The sequence below is a fragment of the Cellulomonas xylanilytica genome (assembly GCF_007989805.1).
GTDB classification, from domain to species: Bacteria; Actinomycetota; Actinomycetes; order Actinomycetales; family Cellulomonadaceae; genus Cellulomonas; species Cellulomonas xylanilytica.
The window spans coordinates 255214-268659 of record NZ_BJUB01000007.1; the positions used below are offsets into that span (position 1 = coordinate 255214).

Below are 13446 nucleotides of genomic sequence, written 5' to 3' on the forward strand. Positions count from 1 at the left end.
GTCAGGCCGGCACGGGGGCGGGTGCGACGGCGTCCGCCCCGACAGCCCGGAGCACGAACGCCTCGGTCTGCGCGATCGCCCGGTCGCGCTCGGGCCCGTCCGCGGGGACGCCCCGACCGGACAGGCACGCGTTGATGAGCGGGACGGTGACGTCGAGGTCCTGCGAGGGGAAGGCGCCGGACTCGATGCCCGCGGCGAGGATGCGACGCAGGATCTGCTCGACCACCATGACGTGCTCACGGACGCGCTGCTGGGTGCCGCGCGAGAGCACGGACCGCAGCTCCGGGCCGGGGGCCAGGTGGTACACCTTCGTCAGCGCCGCCTGCTGCCGGACGTAGGTCTGGAGCTGCTCCGTGGGGTCCTCGATGTCGTCCAGCGCGCGCTGCAGCGTGGCCGCGTACTGCTCGGTCTCGTGCGTGATGAACCCGAGCAGGAGGGACTCCTTGTCGGGGAAGTGGTTGTAGACGGCGGTGCGTCCCACGCCCGCCGCGGACGCGATCTCGGCGAGCGTGATCGCGTCGAACCCCTGGTCAGCCATGAGCGCCGAGAGGGCCGCGAAGAGCTTCTGGCGGGTCTGCTCCCGGTGCTCGTGCAGGGACCCGCCGATGATCTTGGGCATCGTGACATCATCGCACGTTCTGTCATCAAGTGGGGGCGGGCCCCCGAGACGGGTCCGATGAGCCGAGAAATGGGCCATATCCGCGTGATCACGCGGCAGAACGGCCGTAAATGGGCACGAATCGCCGCAGGGTGTTCGTACACTCGGTCATGCGCGGGGGCCAGGACGTCCCCGCGCGAGCGTGCGTTCTCGACGACGCGGTCGGGAGGAGGCCGGATGACGGAGATCATGGACACCGCCCGGGTGCGCGCTGCCCACGAGCGTTTCGTCACCACCGGCCAGGTCTCCAGCCGTGCCGTCCGGTCGATCGTCGCCGACTCCTGGCGACGCAGCCAGCGCAGCGGCGTGGACCCCGAGGTGCAGAACGCGCCCGTCGACATGGGCGGCAACGACCTCACCGGCTACCGCAGCTCCCTCGCGCTCGCGGCAGCCATGCCCGTGGTCCGGGACCTGCTCGTGGCCCCCGGGGCCGACGCCGGCTGGGTGACCGCCCTGACCGACGACGTCGGCCGGATGCTGTGGGTCGAGGGCGACCTGTCGCTGCGGCGCCGGGTCGAGGGCGTCGGCTTCGTCGAGGGCGGGGTGTGGCGCGAGGACTCCGCCGGCACCAACGCGCTCGGCACCGCCCTGGCCACCGACCAGCCGGTCCAGGTGGTCGAGACGGAGCACTACGCGCGCAAGGTCCAGCCGTGGAACTGCACCGCCGTGCCCATCCACGCCGCGAGCGGTCAGGTCCTCGGCGTGCTCGACGTGACCGGCGGCTCGATGGTGGCGTCCGGTCTCGTCATGTCGCTGGTGCGCGCCACGGTCGCGGCCGTCGAGGCCGAGCTCGCCCGTGTCGCGCCGCCCACCGACAAGCACCCCGTCATCGTGCTGAGCGGCACGACGACCGCGCGCCTGCGGGTGCTCACCACCCCGACGGTGCACATCAGCGGCACCGACGTCCGGTTGAGCCTGCGGCACGCCGAGCTCCTCCTGCTCCTCGCCCGCCACCCGGCCGGGCTCAGCGCCGACGAGCTCGCCGTGCTGCTCAGCGAGCACGAGCTGTCGGACGTCACGGTGCGCGCCGAGGTCTCGCGCCTGCGCCGGCTCGTCGGACCCCTGCTGAGCGAGTCCCGCCCCTACCGCCTGACGGCACCCCTGCGGACCGACGTCGACATGGTGCACGCCCTGCTCGACACCGGCGACGTCGACGCCGCCCTCACCGCGTACCCCGGTCCCGTCCTGCCCCGGTCCGTCGCGCCGGGCGTCGAGCGGATCCGTGACGAGCTCGCCGCCGACGTGCGCGCCGCCGTGCTGGCCAGCCCGCTACCCGGCGTGGTCAGCCGCTGGCTCGCTTCCGACGCGGGTGCCGACGACTGGCAGGCCTGGGAGCGGCTCGCCTGGCTGGCCCCCAAGGGCTCCCCGGTGCACGTCCGCGCCGTCGGCCGGCTCGACCTGCTGGGCCACCGTCTCGGGGCGCCCAGGCACGCCTGACGGACCCGCCCGGATCCGACGCTCACCTGCAACGTTCCTGCAACGGGCCACGCCCTACGTTCCTCACGTAGCGAGGCGGCCCCTGCGGGCCGGGGGGCAGACGAGCGGCGGCTGGGCGAGGATCGGAGGGGAGCTTCGCCCGGCCGCGGCGCTCGACAGCAGGGGATGACCAGGGGGGAACGATGAACACCGACGCAGGGAAGCCCGGACGCGACGTCGGGCTCGACACGCGTGACGACGGCTGGATCGCCGGTGAGTTCGTCGCCCCCGCAGCCGGGCGCATCGACGAGTCCCGGTACCGGCAGCGCGACCTGCCGTGCGCGGCCTGGTCCCTGACGCACTCGGGCCACGAGGCGGACCACTAGCCTTCCTGCATGACGAACGAGGAGATCCAGCCCGACACCAAGGACTGGACCTGGGTCCTGTCGCAGCGCTGCCCCGAGTGCGGGTTCACCGCCGCCGACGTCGACGGGCCTGCCATCGGCGGCACCGTGCGCGACCTGTCGCCGCGGTGGGTGTCCGCACTGCACCGGGCCGACGCCCGCGAGCGTCCCGACGCGACGACGTGGTCGACGCTGGAGTACGGCGCGCACGTGCGCGACGTCATGCGGATCTTCGGTGGCCGCCTCGAGCTGCTGCTGACGCAGGACGACCCCCTGTTCGAGAACTGGGACCAGGACGCGACGGCGCTCGCGGACCGGTACGACCTGCAGGACCCGCAGGTGGTCGCGGTCGAGCTGGCCGACGCGGCGGACCGCACGGCCGCGGCGTTCGACTCGGTGGCCGACGACCAGTGGGACCGGTCGGGCCGGCGCTCGAACGGGTCGGAGTTCACGGTGCTGACGCTGGGGCAGTACTTCCTGCACGACGTGGTGCACCACCTGCACGACGTGCACGCCTGATCGGAGCAGAGCGACCAACAGACTCTGTCCACAGGTTCTGTCCACAGACGTGTGCAACACGGGTGAACCTGTGGACAACTCGCTGACCAGCCCGGACTCGCCGAAAGGCGCGCCGGGACTTCACCCGCACGAATCACAACCTGTGTACGGTCCTCGGGCATGAGCCTGCCGTTGGTCGACCTCCCCGAGGAGCTGGACGGCCGCAACGTCCTCGTGGTGCCCCGTGGCACGGACGTCGTCGTCCTGGCCACCGCCTGGTTCCCCGACGCCGCGTGGACGCGGGAACCGGTGAGCGCCGACGCGGCGGCGCGGTCCCGCCCGATGACCGGAGCCCGGTTCCGCGGGATCGCCGTCACCGTGACCGAGTCGAGCCCCGGCCTCCTCCGGCTGGACGGCGCCGCCTCCCTCGAGGGGCCGGTGCCGGCGGGCCGGTCCACGGCGCAGTCGGCCGGTCTCGCGGTCCCCGAGGTGGACCTGTACGCGCTGGTCCCCGCCGACCCGCGGGCGTCCCTCGACCTGGTCTACGGCTGGATGGCTGCGGCCGCGCGCCGGGCCGCCGGCAGCATCGTCCCCGTGGACCGCGCGCACGCCGTGGTGGTGCCCGACCCGGGCGCGGCGGTGGACCTCACGCTGTGGTCGGCCATGCCGCTGTCCGCGCAGGACGCGCTGCCGCTGGTGCGGCCGGCCATGACCGGAGCGCGCGTGGGGCCCACGGACGTCCCGCACCCGCAGCAGTCGGACGGGACGTCGGGTCCGCCCACGTTCTCCGTGACGGCGACGTTCGAGTACGACGGGGCGATCACCGTGCGGACGGGACGCTCGACGGAGGTGCCCGTGGCGCTGTCCCGGCTCGACTGGCGCGAGTTCGGGCCGTGGTCGTACCACGTGACCTGGATCCCGCCGGAGCCCGAGGAGCTGCGGCTGGCCACCCCCTCGCAGCTGCACCTCATCGCCCGGTCGAGGGTGGTGCCCTCGGTCGCGCGCATCGCCGCGGCGCTGTGGCGGGCGGTCGGCGGGACCGTCGTCGACAGCGGCGGGTTCATCGTCCCGCCCGGGGAGCTGCAGGACCGGGCGACCGCACCCCGCTGACCGAGGGTCAGGCGAACGGCTCGCTGCCGCTGGGCACCAGGTCGACCGACACGGTGAGCCGGGAGCCGGAGCCCTCGGTGAAGATGACCCCGCGCAGCGGCGGGACGTCGTCGTAGTCGCGGCCCCAGCCGAGCAGCACGTACCGGTCGTCGACGAGCTGGTCGTTGGTGGGGTCGACCTCCACCCAGCCGGCGCCGGGCACCCACGCGGACACCCACGCGTGCGACGCGTCGGCACCCCGGAGCTTCTCCCGGCCCGCCGGCGGGCGGGTCTCGATGTAGCCGCTGGAGTACCGGGCGGGCAGCCCGTGCAGACGCAGGGCCGCGATCATCAGGTGCGCGAAGTCCTGGCAGACGCCCGCCTTCTGCGCGAGCAGCTGGGCCTGCGTGGTGTGCACGGTGGTGGAGCCCGACCGGTAAGCCAGCTCGGTGCGGATCCGGTGCGCCAGCTCGACCAGCACCTCGACCACCGGCCGGTCGGCCTCGAACGTCGGGGCCGCCCAGTCACGGACCTCGTCGGCGAACGTCACGTGCGGCGACGGCAGCAGCGCCTCGCGCAGGTCGACGATGCTCGGGTCCAGCCGGCCGACCTCGCCGGCCGCCACGCGGCGCGCCACGTCGTGCCACCCGACCGAGGGCAGCACCGCGGGGTCGGGCGCCTGCCGGGTGACCTCGACGGTGGACCGGGAGGTGACCACGAGCCTGGTGTGCGGCGTCGTGACACCGAAGTACGTCGTGCGGTTCCCGTAGTAGTCGACCCACTGGTTGGTGTCGGCGGGTGCCGGCTCGATCTCGACCGACGTCGACAGGCACGTCTGCCCCGGCACGTCCCGGGGCGTCATCGTCGTGCGGCCGTAGGAGTCGGTCACCACGTTCGCGTACGAGTACGTGGTGCGGTGGACCAGGTCGTAGGTGCGGCTCACTCGCCACCACCGTCCCGGGCGTCCCAGGGGTCCTCGAGCGCACGGCTGGGGGAGAGCCGGACGAAGTGCACGCGCTCGATCTCGTCGGCCGCGGAGTGCAGGCGCCAGAGCATCGACTCCAGGGTCTCCGCGAGCCGGGCGCGGCGGCCGTCGTCGGTGACCGCGGCGGCGACGGCGACCGGGTCGACCTCGGCCAGCAGGTCGACGACGTCGTTGAGCAGGTGGTCGCGCTGGTCGGGGGCGCGGCCGGCGAGCGGGACCAGGGCGAGCGACTCCTGGAGCCGGTCCAGCTGGTAGGCGAGCGACCGCGGGTTGGTGCCGTCGAGCAGCAGCAGGTCCAGCACCTCCGCCAGCCCGGCGCCCGTCTGATGACGACGCCGGTACGTGATCGCCGACTCGTGCGCGAGCAGCACCGACTCGAGGACCACGGCGTCGACGTCGGCGGGCCGCCGCTGCACGACCGTGGCCAGCAGGCTCTCGACCAGGTGCTGCGCGCGCTCGATGCGCCGGCCGGCGTCGAGGAACTGCCAGCCGACGTCGCGGACCAGACCCTCGGCGGTGATCCCGGCGATGGCGAGCAGTCCCTCCAGCACCTTGTCGAGCGCGGGCCGCAGCCCGGCCGTGACGGTGTTGCCGGCATCGACCCCGAGGTCGAGCGCGTCCCGGCCGTGCGTCCGGCCGCGCGTCCTGCCGCGCTCGTCGCGCAGGGCCCGCTCGATGCGGGCGAGCGGGCCGAACGTGTCGGTGGACAGCTGGTCGCGCACCGCGGCCGCCGCGGCGGCGAGCCGGCGGACCGAGCGCGCGACGGTCCCCGCGGTGCGCGGGTCCAGGACCAGGTCCCGGAACGACGGCCTCCTCTGGTCCGTGGGGGTGAGCGAGGAGATGAGCACGTCGAGCGCCCGGCCGCCCGCGGAGGCCGGCCGCTGGTGGAAGTCGTCCCAGCGGTCGACCACGACGCGGAGCACCCGGCTGGCGTCCTCGGCCCGCTCGGCGTAGCGGCCCATCCAGTAGAGGTTCTCGGCGGTGCGCGGCGAGATGCCGGTGGCCGTGCGGCGTGGCGTCGCGACCTCGCCGGCGGCCGACTCGTCGGACGGGACCCACGGTTCGACGGGCGCGTCCGGCTGGGTGGAGAGCACCCAGACGTCCTTCGCGGCGGCGCCCAGGGAGGAGGACACGACGTGCCCCGCCGCGACGCGCGCCAGTCCTCCCGCCAGGACCGTGTACGACCCGCCGTGCGCGACCGCGTAGGTCCGCAGCACCGCGGCGCGCGGACCGAGGTCGGCGGGACCGACGCCCTCCGCGGAGGGCAGGTCGCTGCCGACGCCCACCGGCAGCCCGTCGACCGTCGGGCCGGCCGGGCCCACGGGCTCCTGGCCCACCCAGTGCCACGGCTCCGCGGTGATCCGGGCGGCCAGCTGCTCGCGCTCGCGGTGGCTCAGGGTCCAGCCCAGGATGGTGCCGACGTCGGTGCCGCGGACGGTCGGCAGCACCACGAGCCGTTCCAGGTGCGTCAGGACGTGCTGCAGGGACCTCGGGTCGCCGCACCACCAGGTGGGGGCGGACGCGAGCGCGAGGTCCTGACCGAGCACCGCGTTGGCCAGCCGGGGCAGGTACGTGAGCAGCGCCGGGTTCTCCAGCACCGAGCTGCCGAGGGGGTTGACCACGCTCACCGTCCCGGCGCGGACCGCCCGGACCAGGCCCGGCACGCCGAGCCGCGACCCCTGGCGCAGGTCCAGCGGGTCGCACCACTCCGCGTCGACGCGGCGCAGGACGACGTCGACGGGCTCGAGACCCTCGACGCCGCGCATCCACACCCGGCCGTCGCGGACCAGCAGGTCCGACCCCTCGACCAGCGGAAGGCCCAGCATCGAGGCGAGGTACGCCTGGTCGAACGCGGTCTCGCTGGACGGTCCGGAGGTCAGCAGGACGACGCGCGGCTGCTCGGTCCGTCCCGGGGCGACGTCCCGGAGCGCGAGCCGGAGCGCACGGAAGAACGGTCCGAGGCGCTGGATCGACGCCTGCCGGTAGACGCCCGACAGCACCTGCGACACGACGCGGCGGTCCTCCATCGCGTAGCCGACGCCCGACGGTGCCTGGGTCCGGTCGGCGACCGCGCACCACCCGCCCGCGCTGTCGCGGACCAGGTCCGTCGCGGTGAGCACCAGCTCGCGGCCGCCGGGCAGCCGCAGCCCGTCGACGGCCCGCACGAAGCCGGGGTGACCGAGCACGACGGTGGGCGGCAGCAGCTTGTCGGTCAGCAGGAGCCGGTGGCCGTACGCGTCCTGCAGGATCGCGTCCAGCAGCTCGGCCCGCTGCACCAGCGCCGCGTCGAGGCGGGCCCACTCCGGCTCGTCGACGATGACGGGCAGCGGATCCAGGTGCCACGGGTGCTCCCCGTCCTCCTGGTCCGCGCCGTAGGTGACACCGTGGTCGGCGAGCAGCCGCTCTGTCTCGTCGCGCGCGCGGGCCAGGCCCGGTCCGGTGGGCGCGTCCGCGGGGTCGGGCAGCCACGACCAGTCGGCGCGATGGTCGACCACCCCCGACTCGCCCTGCAGGCGTGGGGAGGAGAGCAGGTCGGTCACACCCAGGAGTGTCGCCTACGACGGGGGGGTCCGGTCCAGCGGCCCGCCGACGGCGTCACAGCAGTCGCGCGTCCGGTGTCACGTCCTGCACCGAGACGTCGACGCGCACCCGGTCCAGCGGCGGGTCGGCCAGGCCGAGGGTCCGTGCGACGGTCGCGGCGGCGGCACGGCGGACCTCGGCGGCCAGCGGGACCAGCGGCGTGCCGTACAGCGCGACGAGCTCCACCGTGAGCCGGTCCAGCTCGTCGTCGGCGGTCGTGGTGCAGGTGATGCGCAGGGCGGCGGCGTCGGGCACCCCGGCGACGGCCACCCGGACGCGCGACACCAGCACCGCGGAGGCCACCCACAGCTCACCGCCGGGCAGCCGGCCGCGGACCGGTGCGGACGGCCGGAACGCTTTCACGGCGGCCGCCACGACGTCGTCGCGCAGGGCGACCCAGCCGGCGTCGGTGTGCTCGCGCAGCGAGCGGGTGGCCTGCGTGAGCAGCTGCTCCCCGTTCATCGCCATGCCTCCATCCGCTGGACCAGGTGTCCGCGTGCCCGGTGGAGCTGGCCACGGACCGTGCTCGTCGTCGTTCCCGACACCTCGGCGATCTGCTCGTACGACAGGCCCTCGACCTCCCGCAGCAACCACGCGGAGCGCGGCCCCGGCGGGAGCTCCCGCAGCGCCGCGTTGAGCGCCTCGAGCAGGTCGGTCCCCTCGGCCGAGCGTTCGGGGTCGACCGCGTGACGGTCCACCTCGTCGTCGGCGACGAACGGGAGCGGGAGTGCCGTGCGGGTCCGCCGGCGTTGCGACGACCGGACCTTGTGCGCCGTGATGGCGAACAGCCAGGTGCGCAGCGACGACCGGCCCGCGAACTGCGGCAACGAGGTCCACGCGGCGGCGAACGCCTCCTGGACGCAGTCCTCGGTGTCCTGTGGATCATCGAGCATGCGACGGGCGTAGCGATAGAGCGCCGGACCATGTCGGTCGACGATCACCCGGAACGCGGCGCGGTCGAGCAGCGCCGCCCGGCGGGCGAGCACCTCGTCCGGGATCTCGTCTGCGTCCATCCCGAGCAGCGTGCGGCCGAAGGCGCCCCGCCGCATCCTGGCGGTGTGACACACGTCACATCGGCCGTCCGTGACGAACCGCCCCGAACGGCGACCAACCGTACGTACGTCACCAGCCGAGAGAGGTCACCATGAGCGAGTCCGCCACGACCGTCACCGCACCCGCCGCCCGCGTCCGACAGAGCGCGCTCGTCACGCCCGAGGGCAGCACGACGATCGCCGACACGGTCGTCAGCAAGATCGCCGGCATCGCCGCCGGGGAGGTCGCCGGGGTGCACTCCCTCGGCGGCGGCACCGCCCGCGCGATCGGCAACCTGCGCGAGCGCATCCCGGGCGCCCGCACCAACCACTCGCAGGGCGTCTCCGTCGAGGTGGGCGAGACCGAGGCGGCCGTCGACCTCGACCTGGTCGCCGAGTACGGCGTCTCGATCGCCGACCTCGCCGACGGCATCCGGCGCAACGTCATCAGCGCCGTCGAGCGCATGACCGGCCTGCACGTCGTCGAGGTCAACGTGACCGTGAACGACGTGCACCTGCCGCAGGACGACGCGCAGCCGGCCGCCCCGCAGGAGCAGCGGGTCCAGTGACCCAGGTCCCGGAGCAGGTCCCGACGCCGCTGGAGGTGGCGCCGGACCTGGCGCCGCTCGGCGGCGTCGAGCCCGACGTCGAGGTCGTCGTCGTTCTCGACGACGTCGTCCCGGACCCGGAACCGCGCACCCCTGCCGAGATCGTCGCCGCGGCCGTCCTGGGCGTCCCCGGCGTCGTCCGGCTGCACGGCGGACGCTTCGGTGAGCTGGGCACCTATCTGCCCGGCCGCCGGGTCACCGGCGTCCGGATCGACGACGACGGCACCGAGGTGCACGTCGTCGTCGACGACCTCGCCCCGGTGCCCGAGACGGCGGCGAGGGTCCAGCGAGCCGTCTCCGCGGTCGCGCCCATGCCCGTCCGCGTCCACGTCGAGGACATCGACACCATCGTCTGAGGAGCCACCGTGTCATCTGTCGCCATCGGGCTGTTCGCCGGCCTGCTGCTCGCCCTCGTCGCCGCCGTCGGCGGGTTCGACATGTTCATGCTCGCCGTCGTCCTCGGGGCCGTCGGCGTGGTCGTCGGCCTCGTCGTCGACGGCCGGATCGACGTCACCAGCCTGTCCGGCCGCGGCCGTGGCTGACGGGGGCGCCCGCGGCGGCCTCGTGATCGCCGACCGCGCCCTGACGAGGATCGCCCGCCAGGTCACCCTCGACGTCCCCGGCGTGGCGCCCGAGGAGTCGTCGGGCGCCGTGGAGCGGACGCTCGGCCGCGGCTACCCGCGCGTGCACTGGCAGCGCGCCGGCACCCGGGCGCGCGTCGAGGTCGAGGTGGCGATCCTGTGGCCGGCCTCGGCCGCCGAGGTCACCACCGGTGTCCAGGCCGCCCTGCACCAGCAGCTCGGGCGCCTGGCGGGTCAGGACCTCGCCCACGTGAGCGTCGCCGTGCGCGAGGTCGTCCGTGCGGCGAGCGCCCGACCGGTCGCGAGGGTGCGATGACGCACGTGGAGGTCCCGCGCGCCTTCGCCCCGGCTGCCGTGGCCACCCGGGCCGGCCGGGTCGCGTGGTGGAGCATCGCGCTCGCCGTCCTGCTCGTCGTCGTGGGCGTGCTCGTGCTCCGTGAGGCCCTCGTCGCGGCCGGGCAGGTGGACGGTTCACCGTGGGTCGCACCCGCCGTCGACAGGCTCGACGGCCTGGTGCCGTCCGCGGTCGTCACGGCCGTCGGCGTCGTCGTGGCCCTCCTCGGGCTGTGGCTCGTGGTCGTCGCCCTCGGTCGCCGCGTCCGCACCCGGCTCGACGTCAGGTCGTCGACGGGCACGACCCTCGGCACCGGCGACGCCGCCCGGCTCGCCGCGTCCGCCGCCGACGACGTCGACCGGGTGCTGTCCGCGAGGGCGTCGGCCACCCGTCGCGCGGTGACCGTCACGGTGAGCACGCTCGAGGGGGACGACGTGACCGCCGCCGTCCGCGCAGCCGTCACCGAGCGGCTGGAGCCGCTGGTGCAGCCGCTGTCCGTGAAGGTCGTCAGCCGCGTGACCGCCGGCCTGCACGCGGGCGGTGACGGGCGATGAGGCGGTCGATCCTGGCCTTCGACCGGGTGCTCGTGCTGCTGCTCGGCCTCGTGCTGGTCGTGCTCGGGGTGGCCGCCGTGGGCTGGCAGACGGGCTTCCTGGGCTCCGTGTGGCCGGACGTCCCCGACGAGGTCTCCGTCGACACCGGTGAGATCACCGGGGCGTCGGGATTCGCGGTGCTCGCCGGAGTGGCCGGGAGCGCGCTCGTGGTCATCGGGCTGTGCTGGCTGATCGCGCACCTGCCGCGGCGCTCCGTCGGCTCGCTCCGGCTGCCGTCGGGGGAGCAGCCCGGCAGGCTCGTCGTCGACCCGGGCCCGGCCGTCGCGACCGCCGCGGAGGTGCTGGCCGACGACCCGCTGATCCGGTCCGCGCGCGGTGCCGTGCTGGCCGACCGGGGGGAGCAGGTCGTGCGCCTGCGAGCCACGGTCGACCCGGACGCGGACCTCGGTGCGGTCGTCGCCGCGTGCGACCGGGTGCTCGCCGACCTGGCGCACGTGCTGCCCGCCGACCAGCTGCGCTCGCGCGTCGAGCTGTCGGTCCTGCGCCGTGGGGAGGTCGGGCCGCGGGTGCGCTGACCGCGCGTCGGTGGTCGGGTGGAGACTCGGAGGCACACGCGAGCGGAGGAGGCCACCGATGGGTCGGGACGCGGTCACGGGGTGGGTCGAGCGGTACGAGCAGGCGTGGCGGGCGCAGGACGTCGACGCCCTGGACGGGCTTTTCGCGCAGGACGCGCGCTACCTGCGCTCCCCCTACGCGGAGCCGTTGGAGGGGCTCGACGCGATCAAGGGGTTCTGGCTGGACGACACGCCGTTCACGATGACGGCCACGGTGGTCGCGGCGGACGGTGCTGACGCCGTCGTCCGGGTGGAGGTGCGGTACGGCGGCGACGAGCCGCAGGAGTACCGCGACCTGTGGGTGCTGCGGTTCCGGCCGGACGGGCGCGCGGAGCTGTTCGAGGAGTGGGCCTACTGGCCGGAGAAGTCGTACACCGCCTCGGACTGACTCTCAGTGCAGGAGCGAGACGATCTGCCAGGCGTCGGGGTCGGGCTGGGCGGCGATCCGCTCGCGGGCGAGCGCGAACGCCTCCTCAGGTGTCGAGACGACGACGCTCGCGTGGAACGTCGTCGCGCTGCTCAGCACGCTGTACAGCGGGCCCAGGGGATTGCCGTCGTCGTCGCACTTGCCGACGGCGACGATGAACGCCTGGTGCAGCAGGTCGGGGGCGGAGTCGGTGATGAGCGTCACTCCCTGGATATCGGCACGTCCGGGCTGATCCTGGAACCGAGAATGCTGTGAAGGCGTGAGAAAGTCGTGAACATGCCTGCCGTGCCCGGGACGATCCGCCCGTTCCACCCCTCCGACCTGCCCGCGCTCTACCGCATCTGCCTGCTCACCGGGGAGGCCGGCAACGACGCCAGCGCGCTCTACCGCGACCCCGACCTGCTGGGGCACCTGTACGCCGGGCCGTACCCGGTGGCGGACCCCGGCCTGACGTTCGTGGTGGTCGACGACCTCGGTCCGGTGGGGTACATCGTCGCGACGGCCGACACGCACCGGTTCGAGCAGTGGCTCGAGCGGGAGTGGTGGCCGACCCTGCGTGCCCGGTACCCGGTGCGGGAGGACCCGCGCGACGGCACCGAGGACCACGTGCTCGTCGCGCGCATCCACGAGTGGGCCACCGCCGACGACACGCTCTTCGACGGGTTCCCCGCGCACATGCACATCGACCTGCTGCCGCGGGCGCAGGGTCAGGGCCTCGGGCGCCGGCTCGTCGAGAGCCTCGCGGCGGCACTGCGCGAGCGCGGGATCCCCGGGCTGCACCTCGGGGTCGACAGCCGGAACGAGGGCGCCATCGCGTTCTACACGCGGGTCGGGTTCACCGAGGCCGCCCGCCACGAGTGGGGCAGGACGCTGACGCTCGACCTCACGTGACGGGCTCGTCCCGGTGCAGGGCGAGCACGCGGTCGACGTCGTCGACCGTCACGCCCGGCACGTCGAGCACCTGCCGCAGCTGGGTCAGCGCGTCGACGGGCTGGGGCGCCTTCTTCCGCGGTGACAGGAACAGGTTGGCCAGGTAGCCGGTGAACGTCCCGAAGATGCCGACGCCGACGACGATGATCATCGCGCCGACGACCCGGCCCGCGTCCGTGACCGGGTACTGGTCGCCGTAGCCGACGGTCGAGATGGTGACGATCGTGTACCAGAGCGCGTCCGACGCGGTCGTGATGTTGGCGCCCGGGGCGTCGTCCTCGATGCGCAGGATGGTGAGGCTGCCGAACTGCAGGACGAGGATGCCCGTGAGCAGCAGGGTGAACAGCGCGCTCCCGGCCCGGTCGCGGACCAGAGTCCGCAGCACCTTGCGACCGCCGACCTCGCGCATGAGCCGGACGACGCGGACCAGCCGGAAGATGCGCAGGAACTTGAGCTCGGCGAACGGCAGGCTGGCCAGCAGGTCCGCCCAGCCGAAGTGCCGGAAGAAGTAGTCCGAGCGCGACGGGGCCGTGGCCAGCCGGTAGCTGAAGTCGATCAGGAAGACGCCGCTGAAGATCGCGTTCATGATCAGCAGGACGTTCTGCAGGTCGCTGTCCTGCCGGAGGGCGAGGACGAGGAACAGGTTGAAGATCGAGAGCAACGACAGCGCGCCGATGAAGATCTCGTAGCCGATGCCTTTCAGCTCGCTGCGTGGCGCGGTCACGGCAGGAGTCTGG

The 13446-nt window shown here is 74.0% G+C and carries 19 protein-coding genes; 12 read left to right on the forward strand and 7 right to left on the reverse strand.

Going from position 1 to position 13446, the window contains the following annotated elements; translation table 11 throughout:
• Window position 1: 1 nt before the first annotated feature.
• Complete coding sequence (locus tag CXY01_RS12685; protein ID WP_146927794.1) at window positions 2–619, reverse strand: TetR/AcrR family transcriptional regulator; 618 nt, start codon at window positions 617–619, stop codon at window positions 2–4.
• Window positions 620–835: 216 nt separating this feature from the next.
• On the opposite strand from CXY01_RS12685, the gene CXY01_RS12690 reads away from it, so the two are divergent.
• From CXY01_RS12690 to CXY01_RS12705, 4 genes are all read left to right on the forward strand, one after another.
• The gene (locus tag CXY01_RS12690; protein ID WP_246125302.1) at window positions 836–2095 is read left to right on the forward strand and encodes a sigma-54-dependent transcriptional regulator family protein; all 1260 of its coding nucleotides are present in this window, start codon (window positions 836–838) and stop codon (window positions 2093–2095) included.
• A gap of 182 nt (window positions 2096–2277) precedes the next feature.
• The gene (locus CXY01_RS12695) at window positions 2278–2460 is read left to right on the forward strand and encodes a hypothetical protein (protein WP_146927795.1); all 183 of its coding nucleotides are present in this window, start codon (window positions 2278–2280) and stop codon (window positions 2458–2460) included.
• A gap of 9 nt (window positions 2461–2469) precedes the next feature.
• The gene (locus CXY01_RS12700) at window positions 2470–2997 is read left to right on the forward strand and encodes a DinB family protein (protein WP_146927796.1); all 528 of its coding nucleotides are present in this window, start codon (window positions 2470–2472) and stop codon (window positions 2995–2997) included.
• A gap of 159 nt (window positions 2998–3156) precedes the next feature.
• Window positions 3157–4086 (forward strand): hypothetical protein, encoded by a 930-nt coding sequence (locus CXY01_RS12705; protein ID WP_146927797.1) that lies wholly within the window; start codon window positions 3157–3159, stop codon window positions 4084–4086.
• Between the two features lie 7 nt (window positions 4087–4093).
• Here CXY01_RS12705 and CXY01_RS12710 read toward each other — a convergent pair whose 3' ends face one another.
• From CXY01_RS12710 to CXY01_RS12725, 4 genes are read right to left on the reverse strand one after another with little or no spacing between them, the layout of a single operon-like run.
• On the reverse strand, window positions 4094–5008 hold the full coding sequence (locus CXY01_RS12710) for a transglutaminase family protein (protein WP_146927798.1): 915 nt from the start codon (window positions 5006–5008) through the stop codon (window positions 4094–4096).
• Window positions 5005–7590, reverse strand: a complete 2586-nt coding sequence (locus CXY01_RS12715) for a circularly permuted type 2 ATP-grasp protein (protein ID WP_146927799.1) — start codon at window positions 7588–7590, stop codon at window positions 5005–5007. Before CXY01_RS12715 ends, CXY01_RS12710 begins: the two co-directional genes overlap by 4 nt.
• A gap of 55 nt (window positions 7591–7645) precedes the next feature.
• Window positions 7646–8098, reverse strand: a complete 453-nt coding sequence (locus CXY01_RS12720) for a hypothetical protein (protein WP_146927800.1) — start codon at window positions 8096–8098, stop codon at window positions 7646–7648.
• Entirely contained in the window at window positions 8089–8643 is a 555-nt protein-coding gene (locus tag CXY01_RS12725) for an RNA polymerase sigma factor (protein ID WP_146927801.1), read from the reverse strand. The genes CXY01_RS12720 and CXY01_RS12725 overlap by 10 nt, the downstream gene beginning before the upstream one ends.
• Before the next feature lie 131 nt (window positions 8644–8774).
• Here CXY01_RS12725 and CXY01_RS12730 point away from each other — a divergent pair, with 131 nt between their 5' ends.
• The 7 genes from CXY01_RS12730 to CXY01_RS12755 are packed head-to-tail and all read left to right on the forward strand — an operon-like array spanning window position 8775 to window position 11740.
• A complete protein-coding gene (locus CXY01_RS12730; protein WP_146927802.1) occupies window positions 8775–9230 on the forward strand; it encodes an Asp23/Gls24 family envelope stress response protein in 456 nt (151 codons plus the stop codon).
• On the forward strand, window positions 9227–9625 hold the full coding sequence (locus CXY01_RS21195; protein ID WP_246125304.1) for an Asp23/Gls24 family envelope stress response protein: 399 nt from the start codon (window positions 9227–9229) through the stop codon (window positions 9623–9625). Before CXY01_RS12730 ends, CXY01_RS21195 begins: the two co-directional genes overlap by 4 nt.
• Window positions 9626–9634: 9 nt before the next feature.
• Complete coding sequence (locus CXY01_RS20870; protein WP_186813398.1) at window positions 9635–9811, forward strand: hypothetical protein; 177 nt, start codon at window positions 9635–9637, stop codon at window positions 9809–9811.
• A complete protein-coding gene (locus CXY01_RS12740; RefSeq protein ID WP_146927803.1) occupies window positions 9804–10166 on the forward strand; it encodes an Asp23/Gls24 family envelope stress response protein in 363 nt (120 codons plus the stop codon). The genes CXY01_RS20870 and CXY01_RS12740 overlap by 8 nt, the downstream gene beginning before the upstream one ends.
• Window positions 10163–10738, forward strand: coding sequence for a DUF6286 domain-containing protein (locus CXY01_RS12745; RefSeq protein WP_146927804.1), 576 nt, complete (start codon window positions 10163–10165; stop codon window positions 10736–10738). Before CXY01_RS12740 ends, CXY01_RS12745 begins: the two co-directional genes overlap by 4 nt.
• Window positions 10735–11313: a hypothetical protein gene (locus CXY01_RS12750; RefSeq protein WP_146927805.1), complete on the forward strand. Its 579-nt coding sequence runs from the start codon at window positions 10735–10737 to the stop codon at window positions 11311–11313. The genes CXY01_RS12745 and CXY01_RS12750 overlap by 4 nt, the downstream gene beginning before the upstream one ends.
• Window positions 11314–11371: 58 nt before the next feature.
• Window positions 11372–11740, forward strand: a complete 369-nt coding sequence (locus CXY01_RS12755) for a nuclear transport factor 2 family protein (RefSeq protein ID WP_146927806.1) — start codon at window positions 11372–11374, stop codon at window positions 11738–11740.
• Between the two features lie 3 nt (window positions 11741–11743).
• On the opposite strand, the gene CXY01_RS12760 is transcribed toward CXY01_RS12755, so the two are convergent.
• Entirely contained in the window at window positions 11744–11983 is a 240-nt protein-coding gene (locus CXY01_RS12760; protein WP_146927807.1) for a hypothetical protein, read from the reverse strand.
• Between the two features lie 72 nt (window positions 11984–12055).
• Here CXY01_RS12760 and CXY01_RS12765 point away from each other — a divergent pair, with 72 nt between their 5' ends.
• Window positions 12056–12670, forward strand: coding sequence for a GNAT family N-acetyltransferase (locus CXY01_RS12765; RefSeq protein WP_146927808.1), 615 nt, complete (start codon window positions 12056–12058; stop codon window positions 12668–12670).
• Here the strand turns inward: CXY01_RS12765 and CXY01_RS12770 are convergent.
• Window positions 12663–13433, reverse strand: a complete 771-nt coding sequence (locus CXY01_RS12770) for an ion transporter (RefSeq protein ID WP_146927809.1) — start codon at window positions 13431–13433, stop codon at window positions 12663–12665. The genes CXY01_RS12765 and CXY01_RS12770 overlap by 8 nt on opposite strands.
• Window positions 13434–13446 lie beyond the last annotated feature (13 nt).

Excerpts from the sequence above, each read along its gene's own strand:
- CXY01_RS12685 (WP_146927794.1), bottom strand. The coding sequence starts at position 619 with ATGCCCAAGATCATCGGCGGGTCCCTGCACGAGCACCGGGAGCAGACC.
- CXY01_RS12690 (WP_246125302.1), top strand. The coding sequence starts at position 836 with ATGACGGAGATCATGGACACCGCCCGGGTGCGCGCTGCCCACGAGCGT.
- CXY01_RS12695 (WP_146927795.1), top strand. The coding sequence starts at position 2,278 with ATGAACACCGACGCAGGGAAGCCCGGACGCGACGTCGGGCTCGACACG.
- CXY01_RS12700 (WP_146927796.1), top strand. The coding sequence starts at position 2,470 with ATGACGAACGAGGAGATCCAGCCCGACACCAAGGACTGGACCTGGGTC.
- CXY01_RS12705 (WP_146927797.1), top strand. The coding sequence starts at position 3,157 with ATGAGCCTGCCGTTGGTCGACCTCCCCGAGGAGCTGGACGGCCGCAAC.
- CXY01_RS12720 (WP_146927800.1), bottom strand. The coding sequence starts at position 8,098 with ATGGCGATGAACGGGGAGCAGCTGCTCACGCAGGCCACCCGCTCGCTG.
- CXY01_RS12725 (WP_146927801.1), bottom strand. The coding sequence starts at position 8,643 with ATGGACGCAGACGAGATCCCGGACGAGGTGCTCGCCCGCCGGGCGGCG.
- CXY01_RS12730 (WP_146927802.1), top strand. The coding sequence starts at position 8,775 with ATGAGCGAGTCCGCCACGACCGTCACCGCACCCGCCGCCCGCGTCCGA.
- CXY01_RS12745 (WP_146927804.1), top strand. The coding sequence starts at position 10,163 with ATGACGCACGTGGAGGTCCCGCGCGCCTTCGCCCCGGCTGCCGTGGCC.
- CXY01_RS12750 (WP_146927805.1), top strand. The coding sequence starts at position 10,735 with ATGAGGCGGTCGATCCTGGCCTTCGACCGGGTGCTCGTGCTGCTGCTC.
- CXY01_RS12755 (WP_146927806.1), top strand. The coding sequence starts at position 11,372 with ATGGGTCGGGACGCGGTCACGGGGTGGGTCGAGCGGTACGAGCAGGCG.
- CXY01_RS12765 (WP_146927808.1), top strand. The coding sequence starts at position 12,056 with ATGCCTGCCGTGCCCGGGACGATCCGCCCGTTCCACCCCTCCGACCTG.